Raw genomic sequence first — 15,884 nt, 5'->3', positions numbered from 1 at the left:
CGTTTATTGGTCCGCCGCCTATACTCGCCGAACATCGACGCGTCGCCTCGAAAGGCATGCAGCCGCGATTACCGCTTTCGCCCACACGAGCGCGCCCCATAAACACTGGAGACCCAATGCCTCTCGACGTTTTGCTTATCAATCCCGTTATCCCCACACTGGACAAGGCGTTAAGCGAGCTTTACGCCGTCCACCGCTATTACGACCAGGCCGACAAGGCTGGCTTCCTGAGTGAAATAGGCCCGCAGATAGCCGGCGTCGTAACGGGAGGTGCGTCGGGCATCAGCAACGAGCTGATGGACGCCATGCCTAACCTGCGAATCGTGGCAATCAACGGCATTGGCACGGACGCGGTCGACCTCAACTACGCGCGCTCGCACGGCATTCATGTCTCGACGACGCCCGACGTGCTCACCGATGACGTCGCCGACATCGCCATCGGCCTGCTCATCGCCGCATGCCGGGGACTTTGTGCGGGCGACGCGTACGTGCGCGACGGTCAGTGGGGCAAAACGGGTTTGCCGCTCGCGCGCAAGTTCAGCGGGATGAAAGTCGGCATCGTGGGCCTCGGACGCGTCGGGAGGGCCATTGCGACGCGCGCCGCCGCCTTTGGATGTCCGGTCTGCTACACGGACCTGCGCGAAATCGACGGCATTTCCTATCACTTTGTACCGAGCGTGGTCGAACTCGCCCGTGCGAGCGACGCGCTGATTCTGGCCGCCTCGGCCGACAACGCCGAGGGCATCATTGACGCCGGCGTGCTGGAGGCACTGGGTCCAGACGGCTACCTCATCAATGTCGCGCGCGGCAAGCTCGTGAAGGAATCGGAACTGGTGGAGGCGCTTGCGGCGAAGCGCATCGCCGGCGCGGGCCTGGACGTCTTCGTCGACGAGCCGCATGTGCCCGAGGCACTCTTCTCGATGAAGAACGTCGTGCTGCAACCGCATCGCGCTAGCGCCACGGTTCAGACCCGGATAGCGATGGGCGACATCGTGCTTGCCAGTCTCGCAGACAGCTTTTCCGGGCACCGTCCGGCGACCAGTGTGACACCCTGACGGCCCCCGTTATGCCACCGGCGCGCGCTCACGCTAGCCATCTGAGCACCTGAGCGCGGGACAGGTGGACCCCTCGAGAAACATCCCAACAAACATAATATGGGAGGAGACAGATGAACGACCTCGATATCACCGCGTCGTCCGCCGCGCGCGCCGGAGTGACCCCGGCCAGCATTGGGCGGTTTCGCTACTACATCCTCGGCCTGATTTTCTGTGTCACGGTCCTGAACTACGCGGACCGCGCAACACTCTCCATTACCGGCACAGCGGTCGCGCACGACCTCGGACTTTCGCCTGCGGCGCTCGGCGTCGTCTTCTCGGCGTTCGGCTGGGCGTATGCCATCGGGCAAATTCCCGGCGGCTGGCTGCTTGACCGCTTTGGCGCCAGGCGTGTGTACGGGTTGAGCATCGTGCTGTGGTCGCTTTTCACCCTCAGCCAGGGCATGGTGACCGTGTTCAGCACGGCGGCCTCGGCGACGGTTGCACTGTTCATCATGCGGTTCATGCTCGGTCTGGTCGAATCGCCGGCGTTCCCTGGCAATGCGCGCATCGTAGCGACGTGGTTTCCGACCGCTGAGCGCGGCACGGCGAGCGCCCTCTTCAATTCCGCGCAGTATCTGGCAGTCGTCCTCTTTACGCCGCTGATGGCGTGGCTCACCCATGTGCTCAGCTGGCATCAGGTGTTTTTCATCATGGGCGCGCTCGGCCTGGTCTCCGCATGCGTCTGGTTCGCGACGATGGGCGACCCGAAAACGCATCCCCGCATGCGCCGGAGCGAACTCGACTTCATCTCGGCCAACGGTGCCCTCGTTGGGCTCGACGCGGTCGCCGTCGCTGACCAGCGGCGCTTTACCGGCCGGGAAATCAGCACGCTCTTTACAAGCCGGATGCTCTGGGCCATTTACATTGGCCAGTACTGCATCACGGCCCTCACCTACTTTTTCATCACGTGGTTTGCGGCTTTACCGGGGGCATCCTGGGTGGCGCGCTGTCCGACTTCCTCGTCCGCAAAGGTGTCTCAACGTCAGCGGCACGGAAGACACCGTTCATGCTCGGCATGGCGCTCGCCTCGACCATTATGGCCGCGCCGTTTGTGCATACCGACACCGCTGTGGTGCTCATCATGTCGCTGGCGTTTTTCGGCAAGGGACTGGGCGCCATCGGCTGGGCAGTGGTCGCAGACGTCTCGCCGCGAGAGATGACCGGGCTGAGCGGCGGCGTATTCAACGGCATTGGCAACGTGGCCGGCATCGTCACGCCGCTTGTCATCGGTTTCGTCGTCGCCAGCACCGGCTCTTTCGACCGTGCCCTGTGGTTTCTCGGGGCGCACGGCATCGTCGCCCTGTTTGCGTATGGTGTGCTCGCTGGAAAGTTCAAACGCATCGAGCTGAAACATTAGGACGTGCCCCTCGCCGTCCGTGACGGGGAAGCCGCGTGCTTCCCTTTTCTATTCTTTGCCCGAGGAAGGATTTTTCCTGGTCAGGGAACACAGGCAATCCAAACGTTCGGTCCTACGTTCATTATGGTTATCCGACGTCCCACCTCCATCACGAACGATTTAATCGAGACGGGTTCAGAGGCCCGGCAAATGCTCAGAATTACTGAGCTTACAGGCCGAACAGGGTTATCCCGCATCGGAATCTACGCTCAAAAATGTAGACCGTCATCAGACGACTATAAGTCTGACGCAGCTCACTAATCGTTGGCCACGCCACCGGTTTAAAAGCCGCCAAGCCAATACTGGAGACCATACCTTGATATCTTCTACCGTCACACCCCAGCCCGAGACGCTGGAGTCAGCTGTCTCAAAGGTCAAGCGCCACATCCTGCCGCTTTTCCTCGTCATGTTCATCGCCAACTACATCGACCGCGTCAACATCGGCTTCGCCCACGCGCACATGCAGACTGACCTCGGTATCGGCGCGGCGGCGTACGGACTCGGAAGCGGTCTGTTCTTTGTGGGCTACGCCCTATTCGAAGTCCCGTCGAACATCCTGTTGCAGAAATACGGCGCCCGGATGTGGCTGACTCGCATCATGGCTACTTGGGGCATCGTGGCGGGCGCAATGGCTTTTGTTCAGAGCGAGTCGAGCTTTTACGTCCTGCGCTTTTTGCTGGGCGTGGCCGAAGCGGGCTTCTTCCCCGGCGTCATCTTTTACTTTACACAATGGCTGCCGCAGAAGGAACGCGGTAAGGCGACGGCGGTGTTCCTGTCCGGGTCGGCCATTGCGTCCGTCGTGTCCGGCCCGATTACAGGCAGTCTTCTGTCCATCCGGGGGCTTGGCCTGCACGGCTGGCAATGGATGTTCCTCATCGAAGGTGGGTTTTCCGTGGTCCTCTGCATTGCTACCTGGACACTGCTGAAGTCCCGCATCGAAGACGCCGGATGGCTTACGAAGGTTGAGAAAGACATTCTTGAACGTTCGATTGCCGATGAGCAGGCGCAACGTCAAGGGGTCACCCACAAACACGTTTCCGCGTTCAGGCTTCTGAAGGACCCGCAAATCGTGCTGTTCTGCGCGCTCTACTTTGCCATTCAGCTCACGATTTACGCTGCGACATTCTGGTTGCCGACGATTATCCGCAAAATGGGCGGCCTCTCGGATATCCAGGTGGGTTTCCTCAACGCGGTGCCCTGGCTTATCGCAATGGTCGCCATGTACTGCTTCGCCCTGCTCTCCGCGAAATGGCGCCATCAGCAGACATGGATGGCCGTGGCGCTAGTCATCGCTTCGGCCGGACTCTTTGTGTCGACATCGGGCAATCCGGTCGTTTCGTTCGTCGCAATCTGCTTCTCCGCGATTGGCTTCAAGGCAGCTTCGTCGCTGTTTTGGCCCATCCCGCAGGGCTATCTGGATGCGCGCGTCGCGGCCGGGGTTATTGCGCTCATCAACTCGATTGGTAACCTTGGCGGCTTCTTCGCTCCGGCCACCTTCGGATATCTGCAGCAACACACAGGTTCGATTACTGGAGGCCTGTACGGACTGGCCGTTGCCTCCCTGCTCGCCGCTGCGGCCGGCTTCCTGACCCGCAACCGACGCGCTGCGCCGGATGACTCGCCGGTTGCGGCTCGAACCGGGACACAGGTCTGAAGTGACGGGTCAAAGGCAAGTATGCGCCGCGCATTTCTCGTGGGTTTGCCGCCCAGTGCCGGCACGGAGCCTGCCGGGTCCGGCTGCCAGCAACCTGGTCTATTACTTTACTGAAGGGGGAACCGGAATCGTGTCTACGCATTCAACCCAAAACAACGCAACACCAACCGTCGTCAGCCTGCGCGTCGTTCCGGTCGCCGGCCGTGACAGCATGCTGCTGAACCTGAGCGGCGCGCACGGCCCGTACTTTACCCGCAACATCGTGCTTCTCGAGGACAGCGCCGGCAACACAGGCGTCGGCGAAGTCCCGGGCGGCGAAAGCATCCGCAAGACCATCGACGACGCACGGCCTCTGGTCGTCGGCCAGTCCATCGGCAACCTGCAGGCCATCCTGAACAAGGCCCGCACCCAGTTCGCCGACCGCGATGCGGGCGGCCGCGGCCTGCAGACGTTTGACCTGCGCACCACCATTCACGCCGTCACCGCGCTCGAAGCAGCGCTCCTTGACCTGCTTGGCCAGCACCTGGGCGTGCCGGTTGCAGCGCTCCTGGGCGAAGGCCAGCAGCGCACGGAAGTCGAGATGCTCGGCTATCTGTTCTTCGTCGGCGACCGCAAAAAGACCGACCTCGCCTATGCGAGCGGCGCTGAAGGGACCGACGACTGGGAACGCCTTCGCACCGAAGACGCAATGACGCCCGAAGCGGTCGTGCGCCTGGCCGAAGCCGCTCAGGCGCGCTACGGCTTTAACGACTTCAAGCTCAAGGGCGGTGTGTTGTCCGGCGACGCGGAAATCGAGGCAGTGACCGCCCTTGCTGAACGCTTTCCGAAGGCGCGTGTCACGCTCGACCCGAATGGCGCGTGGTCCCTCGCGGAAGCCATCCGCCTGTGTCGCGACAAGCGCGACGTGCTCGCCTACGCAGAAGACCCGTGCGGTGCCGAAAACGGCTACTCCGGCCGTGAGGTGATGGCCGAATTCCGCCGCGCGACTGGCCTGCCCACGGCGACCAACATGATTGCCACCGACTGGCGCCAGCTCGGTCACGCGATTCAGCTCCAGTCGGTCGACATTCCGCTCGCGGACCCGCACTTCTGGACGATGCAGGGCTCCGTGCGCGTGGCGCAAATGTGCCACGAGTGGGGTCTCACCTGGGGTTCGCACTCGAATAACCACTTCGACATTTCGCTCGCGATGTTCACGCACGTTGCGGCGGCGGCACCCGGCAAGATTACCGCCATCGATACGCACTGGATTTGGCAGGACGGCCAGCGCCTCACGCGTAACCCGCTGCAGATTGTTGGCGGCAGGGTGAAGGTTCCCGAGCAGGCCGGTCTGGGCATTCAGCTCGATATGGACGAACTGGAGAAGGCGCACGCGCTCTACCAGCAGCACGGTCTGGGCGCGCGTGACGACAGCGCCGCCATGCAATACCTCATTGCGGACTGGAAGTTCGACAACAAGCGCCCGTGCCTCGTGCGTTAAACGCCGCGCCTACCCTTTCCGCTGCGGCGGCGTATGCGCCTGCCGCTGTCACCCTATCTGCAGCAGATTTCCATGACCACACCACAAGAGCTCAAGAGCATCATTTCAGAAGGACTCCTCTCCTTCCCCGTCACCGACTTCGACGAGCACGGTGACTTCCGTGCCGACACCTACGCTGCGCGCCTCGAATGGCTCGCCCCCTATGGCGCAAGCGCCCTCTTTGCCGCCGGCGGCACGGGTGAATTCTTCTCGCTGACCCGCAGCGATTACACGAACGTGGTGCGCACCGCGACCGAAACCTGCAAGGGCAAGGTGCCGATTCTCGCCGGTGCCGGCGGCCCGACGCGGGTGGCCATCGAGTATGCGCAGGAAGCCGAGCGTCTGGGCGCGAACGGCGTGCTGCTGATGCCGCACTACCTGACTGAAGCATCGCAGGAAGGCATCGCCGCACACGTCGAGCAGGTCTGCAAGGCGGTGAAAAACATCGGCGTCATCCGTCTATAACCGCGCGAACTCGAAGCTCAACGTAGACATGCTGGAGCGTCTGGCCGACAGCTGCCCGAACCTCATCGGCTTCAAGGATGGCGTGGGCGAAATCGAAGCGATGGTGACGGTTCGCCGCCGGCTGGGCGACCGCTTCTCCTACCTCGGCGGCCTGCCGACGGCTGAAGTCTATGCCGCTGCGTACAAGGCGCTGGGCGTGCCGGTGTATTCGTCGGCGGTATTTAACTTCATCCCGAACACGGCGATGGATTTCTACCGCGCGATTGCGGCCGACGACCATGAAACAGCGGGCAAGCTCCTCGACGACTTCTTCCTGCCGTATCTCGCAATTCGCAATCGTCGCCAGGGTTACGCGGTCAGCATTGTGAAGGCCGGCGCCCGGCTGGTTGGACACGACGCCGGTCCCGTGCGCCCGCCGCTGACGGACCTCATGGCCGGCGAGATGGCACAACTCGACGAACTCATCAGGAAGCTCGGCGCGCAGTAACACGAGCGGAACGGTGGGGAGACGCTACGTCCTCCAGCCCCGGCGCACGCCGTACCGCAGTCGCAGCCACGCACAAGTCGTGAGCACGTTGCACGCAAGAAAATCCCACGCAAAAATGGGATTTTTTGAATGACGGGAGGCGGGCTCAGGCAGTTGGCCGCGCTCCTGGCACCACTTCATACGCGTGCGCCGGGCGGTCCGTTTCCGCGACAGCGTCGCGGTAACCTGCCGCCGGATTCTGAGGCCGGGGACATCCGCTTCCATCCCAAAACAAAGCGGGAGCGCCTCGTCCGGATTTCGCCAGGTCTGCCCAGCTAACAGCAGTATGAATCGGCCGCCTTTTCCGGTCGCCATCGCGAGCGTTCCGTCAACGCTTTCGATGCAATCTGAAAAGCTGGCCTTGAAAGTACCGGAGGGGCGCTGCGTGCGAGATTTCAGTGCAACGGGCCGCCTCTTTTGAAGCCTCGACACGAAACCCGTTCATTTGCAGGATGGCGGGAGTTTGCCTCGAGATATTGACTTGCGCATATTTCCTTGGGTGTTTCAGTCGGAATCAACGACTGCGCCCAGTGCAGCGCACGCCGGTCACCGCCCTGCTCACGCAACCTGTGGCCCGGAGCCGGAGGTCACGACTGGGCCGCGATGCAAATGCGCCCGCGCGACCAATTCAATTTCTGTATCGAACGGTACCTATTTCGGCTTGGACAGCTTTGCTGGCTGCCGCCGTACTCGTGCGCGCAGGGCTGAGCGACAACGTCCCGCCCGCTCAGAAAGACAACAGACTGGAGACACGCCTCGATGCACTCAATAGTCCGAACAAAAATATCGGCCGTCCTCGTATGCGGCTTTTTCGCATGCTCAATGCCATTGCTTGCCGCCGCGCCGCAGTACATTCTCTCAAGCCAGGACGGCAAGGTCATGGTGGTCAATGGCGAAATGAAAACTGTCGAAGGCGAAGACAGCGTTGCGCTCATCAAGGTGACCGGCCATCGCGCGGAAGTTGTGAGCGAGTTCAAGGTACCCAATTCTGTCTTCGGGCCTCCGCAATCTGTGGACACCACGCCCGATGGGCGTCTCGCCTTTATTACCGCTGGCGCGAAACGCGACCCCGCCAATCCAGCCAAAACAGCGCTTGACGACAAGGTCAGCGTCGCCGACCTGACTGAGAGACCACCGCGTGTGATTGAGACGCTCCATGCCGGTGCTGGCGTCGCGGGAATTTCGGTAAGTCCCGACGGAAAGCTCGCCATCGCCGCGTCGCGTGCGGGCGGGTCAATCACCGTCTTCAGCATCGCTGGCAAAGACGTCAGGATGACGCAAACAATTGACCTTGGCGCGAGGAGCGGCCCGGGACACGTCGTATTCACACCGGACGGCAGGTGGGCACTCGTCACCCGCGACGGTGACCACCGGGTCACCGTCCTTGCCATTCACGACGGTCAGGTGAGCGTCACGCCTCGTGACATTTTCCCGGGACAACGCCCAAATGGCATCGAGGTGAGTCCGCGCGGCGATTTCGCGGTGGTCGCCAACATTGGCAAGGGCCATGGTGACACAGATACCGTAAGCCTAATCGACCTCACGGTCGAACCGCCTCGTGTTGTCGACACGGTAAGCGTCGGGCAGACTCCCGAAGGCGTCGCCATTTCCCCAACAGGGCAGCTTGTCGGCGTATCGGTCATGAATGGCAGCAACAAGGCGACCGGCTCGCCCTTTTACCACGCGCACGGGAGCTTCATGTTGCTGAGGGTCCAGGGGATGAAACTCACGAAGGTGAGTGAGGTGCCGACCGGCGGATGGACACAAGGCGTAGCGTTCAGTCCGGACGGGCAAACTGTCCTGGTCCAGAACACCATGCAGAAAGAGATTGAGGTTATCGCTATCGATGGCGCTCACGCAACTGACACCGGCCAGCGGCTCAAGTTCGACTCTGCGCCGAGTGGCATGCGCGCGATGAATACGCAACAACGGGAGAACGGGAACTGAATGCGCAACTCAGGAGGCGGCCATTTTCTGCTGGCTGTCCTCTTCGCTCCGCCCCGCGAGGTGTGGGCGGTTCGGCGTCCGCAATCCATGTGGCGCTGTTGAACCGGACAGTCGGTAGCCTGCTCCATGCCGCGTCTCGATATGGTGATTGCCAAGCTTCTTTCGGAGGCTGTGCACGTGTACCTGGACGGTGTTGCTCTTGACCTCCTCTCCCCAGCCGTAGATTTTCTCTTCCAGATAAGATGCTGTGAAGAAGCGGCTGGGTTCGGTGAAGAAGATGCGCAGGATTGCGTATTCCTTGGACTTCAGTGGAATGCGCACTCCGTCCACCAGAACCTCGCCGGAAGCATCGTCCAGCGTCAACGCGCCGTGCGACACAACGGACGTAAGCTGCCCAGCCCGCCGCCTCATTAGTGCACGGAGCCACACCGTGACCTCGTTGATATCGACAGGCTTTTCGAGGCAGACGTCCGCGCCTGCGTCAAACGCCATGGTGCGCTCCGCGACAGAATCGCGCGCCGTAAAAGTCACTACACTTGAAGTGTGGCCGGCGGCCCGATAGTCTTTAAGAATCGAAAGGCTGCTTTGCTGCCCCTCAATGCGGAAAAGAATCGCGTCGTAAAAATCGTTCCCAAGCGCCAGTTCGGCGTGTCGAGTATTGTCGACCCAGTCCACCGCGTAATTTCGCGCCCGCAAGGCTTCCCGCAAGATTTCGGCGAACACGTTATCGCGCTCATATATCAAGACACGCATTGCTCAACCTGTGTTCGTGTTTCTTTGGCCCTGTGTCCATCGGCCGTTCAGATGGCGCGACCGCGCTAGCCTGGAATTGGGGCATTGAGAACATGGACAGTGTACTTAAACCCCGCCACCTGAGCAGCGAACCGGGCAAACATTGAGCGGCGCTAAGGGTGCTGAGAAGCGAGTAAGCTCGTCCGCATCGCCAAAGGTATGAACGGAGCAATGGTCGAACGCGTCTATGCCATGCGCGCTCGCGACATTTGAGCAACGGCATCCAGTTCCGACTGACGTGGCGCTTGTCGTCCATCGTAATGACACGACGGCGGTTGCGCGCTGGTGCGCGCCACCCTAGCTCCCGAAGAAAATACTACATTACGGGTCCGTGCTGCAAGATTTGGCGTGCCTCGTGCCGCTTTGCGTCTTCGCGTCGGCTGCTCCACCATAAGCGGGCGTCTGCGTACCCGTGGAGGCGGGTGGATTGGCCATCTGCTGAGCGGCCGGCTGGTCAGCCTCCGGCTACATAGAATTTTGCGAATGCGCCAGGCTCGAGACCGCCAGCAGCCCGGCGGCAGACGCGACAACCAAAAGTGATTTCGTGTTCGCTCCTTGATTCCGTTAGATAGGTCCTCCAATCGGTTGCTTTTGGTATTCGCGACAGTTCCGCGTCCGGTCACCTCGCACGTGAACGAGGTTTCGTCCCCTCGGGGCATAGTCCGATGTAGAAATTTCAGCGGGATTTGAGGAATGAAAACAGTGGCGCTAAACCGGAGTTCCGGTTCGCGCGGAGGCGTGCGAAGTCGTAATGCTGCTCGGTTTTGTGGACGGTTCAGCACGTAATGGTCGCCCTGCAATTATCTTATAGGGCGGCGCACAAAAAATGGCAGACTAATTCGCGGCAAACTCGTCGTCGCGAGGAGGTTCGCGCCATCTTCACCACGGGATATGCCGCCTTGCGCGACGCATGGCGCCAGTACCGATTCAGTCGGCGCAGCGACAGTGCCGGGACGCGCATCGACCAACAGCCGGTCACCGGTCAACACGGTTGCGCATGTGGCCACGCATTGGGCGACACGGGATATTTCACATCATTCGAGGCGGCCTTTGCCTCCAATGTGGTGCAAATTGAACGCGCACGTTGTGCAGACGTGGTCCCGGCACCTTGTTGGCGACGAAATCCAATACGCAGATTGACAGAGGAGCAGGCACCCGGAAGCAAGAGCGAGAGCTGTCGGACGCGTGGCGACGCTTCCGACAGCTCCTGTGTCTCCCGCGCGTTTCACGAGGATTCCGCATTCTTCCTGGTCGTCCCGTTGCGAGGGCCTCCCCGCACACGCCGCGAGGCCTGCCTCGTCGGGTACGCCACTTGCGACGACAAATCCGCAACGCGGTGTGCGCTGACATTAGATAGGAAGATACCATGCGACAGAAATTGTTACGTGCAGTGGTTGCAGCAACGTTCGCCACGTTGGTAGGGACTGCCCACGCTGAAGGCTGTGCAAAAGGGGCTGCTGTCGGAGGCGTAGCCGGCCACATGGCAGGAAAGCATGGCGTCGCAGGGGCAGGCGCAGGATGTGCCATCGGACATCATGAGGTCGCGAAAAAAGACAAGGCCGCCACGAAGGCCAACGGCGCCAGCCAGCCAGCCGCGCAGTAACGAGGCGCGGGGCGGCAGGAAAGATACAACGCGGCGCCGGACAATGCGGCGACGCGCCAAGTTCGCCCCGCCGAATACGTTCTCGCGCGTAATCGTTACCATACCTCCGCGCTAGCAGGAGGGCATTGTCTCAACGGCGGTGGTCGCTACCGTCACGCTCCTCGTGGCTATGGCCGCCCTCGTGGCCCCAGTCCCCATGACGTCTTCCGTCGTCATGGTCGTGGTGGTGATGGTCCCCGTCGTCGTAACGATAACCATACCCACGATTTTCGTAGCCATAAGCGTATCCACCGGGTGCGTACACGACCGGCGGCGGCTGGTACATGACCGGAGGCGGCGCCACATACACAGGACCCGGAGCGCCCAGGTACACGCCAACGTCTACGTGCGCTGACGCGGCGCTTGACGCGCAGGCAACGGCAAGTCCCAAAGCGGACAATATCAATCTACGCTTCACTTCTACTCCAATTGGGTGTGGTCCACACGCACGGCGTTGCCTCTTACTCCGCAGGCGGCGAGCAACACATGTATCGATGCTGAGACCGCTGTGTTGCCAACCGCGCAACCGAGCAGATTGTACCGTTGCTCCGTACCGCGCGTATTCTTACCGACCGAGCCGGGCAGCAAGCGTCCGGCTGCCGACGTCGACGAACTATCGCGCCTGCTGGTGCACGCAACTGTGCATATGCCGGCCACGCCCATCGCCTGGAGCACGCGCCCACCCGTCAGCATGCCCCCCCATTCCCGGCGCGCTGGCCCAGGTCTTCGCCATGCTCCCAATAGCATCCCTATTTCCTTCGATACCTGTATCCCGGGCGGCAGCCATCAATGCCGTAGCCGCACTCCGCAGGCGCACGCTCATACGTTAACGAACGCGGTCGGTCACCGACGAAGCGCCGCGCGGAGCGCCCTTATGGACACCGCGGTTCATCTGTGCGGTAGCGCGCTTTATATAAGCCAATGGCAGGCCCCCGATAGCAAACACAATAATCTATTTCGTGTTCCCAGCTTGACGTCTTCCACATGACCCAGCGCTGCGCGATGTCTGTCGATGCTCGCTTTTCCTTCCAGCGCATGCGGCGCTGTGCGAGTGGACCGTTTCCGGCGACTTTCTCTTCCGGTGTGCAAACCAGAAGGGCGCAAGCCGCGCGTCAGTCCATCGGTAAAACCAGCAAACGTTTCGGAACGTTCGTAACAATTCGTTGCACCCGCAACAACGCTTGCGCGCTACCCTCGCGGCCGATGTTTACCAACCTAGAAGGGAATCAAATGAAGAAGTTTCGTGTCGCAGCGCTGTTTTTTGTGATGGTCGCCGGCTTGAGCGCGTGCGACAACATGAGTGGACGACAACGACGGGATACCACCATTGGTGCGGTAGGCGGTGGGGTAGCCGGTGCACTGCTTGGCGACAGCGCGATAGCAACCGTCGGGGGCGCCGCTATCGGCGGCCTCATCGGTAATGAAGTCGGCAAGTCTGGCCAATCGCGACGCGACCGCTGAAGTTACCACCTCGCCTCTGTACGAAAAGGAGCAGTGTCCTTCGCTTGTGGCTGCGCATCCCATGAATGCGGGTGCGAGAAATGCGTCAATGCTGTTCCAGTCACATGGCTGCATGATTCACATCATCGGACTCTGCTGCGATGCAGGTTTAGGGCCGCCGTGCCCTCGTGTAACCTGAAGATGGCGACGCTCGCTGACCACGCGGAATGTTGGACGCCTGTCGCCCGCCCGCTCGCTGTCAGCCGCGACCTTCGGTCGCCTTCTGCGCGCTGGCAGATTCTCGCCGCGTGCGGAAGGAACGCAGTGGCCGTTCACGTTTATCTGGTATTCTGCGCTGCCCTTTGAGCCGTGACTCGCTGTTCCCCTGCAATTGTGTGGGGTATGCACGCGACCAGCAGAATGCAAGTTTTACAAAATCTCCCCACATGGTGGTCTTCGCGCCCCATTTCGTTCGGTTTTCTAATCGGTGTCGTGTCAACGTCGGCGGCGGCAATGCGTCTGTTGCTGGCCCCCGCGCTTGGAGGCAGCGACCCGTGGATGTTTGTTCTTTTTACTCGCACTGGGGTGCACGGCCTGGGCCGGGGGCCCGCTTCCTACCGTATTGGCGGCGGTGCTCTCGGCACTGATTGCTCACGCATTCATCCTCGGTGACGGTCTGCATACCCATTCCCTGGCAACCGTTCGCACTGTCTGTTTTCTTCTGGTGGCTGCCTTCGTCGCTTTTGCCGGACACCGGCATGTCCGGCAAAGAGCGGCGCTTCGTCGCAGTACTGAGTTATTGCAGGCGCTCAACACATTGGGCTGCTGACTTTGCCTACGAGTTCACCGTCGACGGAAGTTCAATTCAGCTAACCCATCTGACTGTCGGAGCAGAAGACGTAACGGGGTACAGTCTTGCCGAGCTATATCGACCGGACGCACTGGACCTGCTGCTTGGCGCCGATGAGAGTCGACGACTGGAACATTTGTTGATGCAAAGCCGCGCGGAAACGCATCCTCCGGGCGAGCTCAAGCTGCGCCGGCGCGACGGGACTTACGCGTGGGTCGAATATCGCAGCGGACCGTGGCTGGTTGATGGACAGCACGCCCGCATCATCGGTGCAGCCCGTGACATCACCGCCCGCAAGATTGCGGAAGAGTCGTTGCGCCGTCACGTGGCAATCCTGAGCGCGATTAACTCCTCGTCTCCTGACCTCATCTACCTGAAGGATGTTGAGGGGTGCTATGTGTATGCCAATCCCGCCTATGCGGCCGCGCTCGGTTTAAGACCGGTGGATATCCTGCACCGCCGCGCGGAAGACCTCCTCGCACCTTCGGCAGCAGATACCGTAAAACGCATGACGACGAGGTGATGCGGACGGGGACGTCTCAGGTGTTCGAGGAGCAGGTGCCGCGCGCCGGGAAACCCACCATCTATCTGACGTCCAAGGCCCCATGGCTTGACCGCAGCGGGAGCATCGTCGGCGTCTCGGGCATTTCCAGGGATATCACAGAGAGAAAGGCGCTGGAGGCGCGCGACGGAATCGGACGACCGGAAGGGGCGTTTCATCGCCACTCTCGCACATGAACTGCGCAATCCGCTCGCTCCGCTCACAGCTGGGGTCAAGGTACTGCGTTCGGCAGTCCTGCCCCAGGAACGTATAAACCGGGTCCTGACAATAATGGAGCGGCAGCTGCAAGGCATGGTCCGGCTCGTCGACGATATGCTCGACGTGGCCCGAATCAACCGGGGCGTGCTTGAAATCCTACCGTCGTGGGAGCGCCTTGACGATATCCTGGACACCGCAATGTCCAGTTGCGAAGGTGCGATAGCCGCGCGACACCAGTCGGTTGCACTCAACACGGAAAGGGCGCCTGCGGAAGGCTACGTCGACGCTGTGCGGCTGTCCCAGTGCCTTGTCAATCTCGTGGGTAACGCATCCAAATTCTCTCCAGAAGGCTCCGGTATTGAACTTGTCATCGAACGCCGGGCCAATACGGTGGCGTTCGTCGTAACGGATGAGTGAAGCATCTTCGGGCGGAACACCGGGCCCCATGTGTTCGAGATGTTTGCACAACGGCGGCCCACTGGCCCTTCGAACGGCCTTGGCATCGGGCTCGCGCTCGTCAGGGAAATCGCCGAAGCGCACGGCGGTTCAGTTCGACTCGCGCCCGCTGCTCCCGGCAAAGGCGCCCGCTTTGTACTTGAAGTCCCGCATCCCGCACGCCCGGCAGACGCCGCTTCGGCCATAGCACTCATTCCCCGTGCACCAAGCGCCGTCGGCAGGAAGGCGCTGGTGGTCGATGATAATGCTGATGCGGCAAATGGCGTAGCCGCCCTACAGCGCTGACCAGGCCGCGCACCTCGAGAAGCTTGGCGCACTTTGCCTGCTTCTGGCGCAGCAATACCGAATACCCACCCTGCGTAAATCGGAATAAAGCGCGAGCGCACGATGAGACGCTCGCCTAGACCGGAGACGACCTGAGCGTGCGACCCACAATGGTCTCGCATCATGCCATTCTCGTGTCGTCCTGGGACGTTCTGGCCGACTCGCTCCTTGCGCTCTGATGATTATTCGACATGCCCTACGCGTTTGCGCGACGTGGCGAATGAGCGGTCTTGACGAGTTTGGCGTTCGCTTGAGAATACAGAGGGTCCGCTTCACCGCTGAAACCACGCGCTTCTACGATACTAGGTTGCCCGCCTGCATCGTGGACCCAAACGCGACGATGCATGCGTACAGACGAATTCACGGTGAAGAAGTCGTGACGGTCCTCCCACATGGGATTCATGTGGACGACATGTTGTCAACAGCGAATGCCAAGTTTGGCAGACGCGCCCGTTTCATCGAAATACACATGGTCAAGCGATAGGTTTATCCCGAGCATGGACGCGTGCCGTCGCCCCTCGGCTCCCCAAACCTTCACCCGTCCACACTGGTCGACGACAATCACCTCAGCGGCGCCGCCCTCAAGATAGGCATCAACCCTCCGGCCGATGTCCTGTGTCCTCTCGCTATCGAGAAGCACCTCTACACAGAGGTCGGGTACGAAGCGCAAGGGCTCGTCGCGGTCAACACCTTCCCACCTCTCGGCAGGCATCCATATCACGTCCGGCACTCTGATGCCAAAAAATGGAGTGATGACAGGCACTGACATGGCTGCAAGATGCCCAATCTGCTCGGTCACACAACAGAAAATATCTGTGAAGACTATCTGACGTCGGGCCGACGGATGCGAATTTTTCAGTACTTCACCACGCTCGTTTAACTCGTACCCGTCCGAGTGAACATTTTCCTTTCCTGCCGCCAGGCGACGCCACATGGCAAGTAATCCATCGTGGTCCGGAAGAATGGGCGCGTTCATGGGCATCTCGCAGGGAAGTACCTAAGCGTATACCCTCTCG

10 protein-coding genes and 3 pseudogenes are annotated in these 15,884 nt (G+C 61.0%); 11 read left to right on the top strand and 2 right to left on the bottom strand.

The features are described 5' to 3' along the window. Window positions 1–116: 116 nt before the first annotated feature. The 6 genes and pseudogenes from BLW71_RS03015 (at window position 117) to BLW71_RS02990 (ending at window position 8,604) form a co-directional block, all read left to right on the top strand. Window positions 117–1,055: a 2-hydroxyacid dehydrogenase gene (locus BLW71_RS03015; protein WP_091793042.1), complete on the top strand. Its 939-nt coding sequence runs from the start codon at window positions 117–119 to the stop codon at window positions 1,053–1,055. A gap of 113 nt (window positions 1,056–1,168) precedes the next feature. After that, window positions 1,169–2,454, top strand: a pseudogene (locus BLW71_RS03010) (MFS transporter). 445 nt (window positions 2,455–2,899) lie between these two features. Then, window positions 2,900–4,147, top strand: coding sequence for an MFS transporter (locus BLW71_RS03005; protein ID WP_502686823.1), 1,248 nt, complete (start codon window positions 2,900–2,902; stop codon window positions 4,145–4,147). Window positions 4,148–4,277: 130 nt separating this feature from the next. Then, complete coding sequence (gene gudD, locus BLW71_RS03000; protein ID WP_091793040.1) at window positions 4,278–5,627, top strand: glucarate dehydratase; 1,350 nt, start codon at window positions 4,278–4,280, stop codon at window positions 5,625–5,627. A 72-nt stretch (window positions 5,628–5,699) separates the two neighbouring features. Continuing rightward, window positions 5,700–6,618: pseudogene (gene kdgD / locus BLW71_RS02995) on the top strand (5-dehydro-4-deoxyglucarate dehydratase). A gap of 861 nt (window positions 6,619–7,479) precedes the next feature. After that, window positions 7,480–8,604, top strand: a complete 1,125-nt coding sequence (locus BLW71_RS02990; protein WP_177204960.1) for a YncE family protein — start codon at window positions 7,480–7,482, stop codon at window positions 8,602–8,604. 9 nt (window positions 8,605–8,613) lie between these two features. On the opposite strand, the gene BLW71_RS02985 is transcribed toward BLW71_RS02990, so the two are convergent. Next, a complete protein-coding gene (locus tag BLW71_RS02985; RefSeq protein WP_091793036.1) occupies window positions 8,614–9,357 on the bottom strand; it encodes a response regulator transcription factor in 744 nt (247 codons plus the stop codon). 1,405 nt (window positions 9,358–10,762) lie between these two features. Between BLW71_RS02985 and BLW71_RS42100 the strand changes: the two genes are divergently transcribed. From BLW71_RS42100 to BLW71_RS42745, 5 genes and pseudogenes are all read left to right on the top strand, one after another. Continuing rightward, complete coding sequence (locus tag BLW71_RS42100) at window positions 10,763–10,999, top strand: hypothetical protein (protein ID WP_091793034.1); 237 nt, start codon at window positions 10,763–10,765, stop codon at window positions 10,997–10,999. 1,269 nt (window positions 11,000–12,268) lie between these two features. Next, complete coding sequence (locus BLW71_RS02970) at window positions 12,269–12,499, top strand: YMGG-like glycine zipper-containing protein (RefSeq protein WP_091800309.1); 231 nt, start codon at window positions 12,269–12,271, stop codon at window positions 12,497–12,499. Between the two features lie 737 nt (window positions 12,500–13,236). Then, window positions 13,237–14,066 (top strand): annotated as a pseudogene (locus BLW71_RS02965) (PAS domain-containing protein). Beyond that, on the top strand, window positions 13,984–14,505 hold the full coding sequence (locus tag BLW71_RS42090; protein WP_353615887.1) for a sensor histidine kinase: 522 nt from the start codon (window positions 13,984–13,986) through the stop codon (window positions 14,503–14,505). The pseudogene BLW71_RS02965 and the gene BLW71_RS42090 overlap by 83 nt, the downstream one beginning before the upstream one ends. Window positions 14,506–14,535: 30 nt before the next feature. Beyond that, window positions 14,536–14,829, top strand: coding sequence for an ATP-binding protein (locus BLW71_RS42745; protein ID WP_091793024.1), 294 nt, complete (start codon window positions 14,536–14,538; stop codon window positions 14,827–14,829). Between the two features lie 457 nt (window positions 14,830–15,286). On the opposite strand, the gene BLW71_RS02945 is transcribed toward BLW71_RS42745, so the two are convergent. After that, on the bottom strand, window positions 15,287–15,844 hold the full coding sequence (locus tag BLW71_RS02945) for a Uma2 family endonuclease (protein WP_286161917.1): 558 nt from the start codon (window positions 15,842–15,844) through the stop codon (window positions 15,287–15,289). Between the last annotated feature and the right edge of the window lie 40 nt (window positions 15,845–15,884).

It is taken from the genome of Burkholderia sp. WP9, assembly GCF_900104795.1.
Classification (GTDB): Bacteria; Pseudomonadota; Gammaproteobacteria; order Burkholderiales; family Burkholderiaceae; genus Paraburkholderia.
This window is presented reverse-complemented; position numbering and strand designations above follow the sequence as displayed.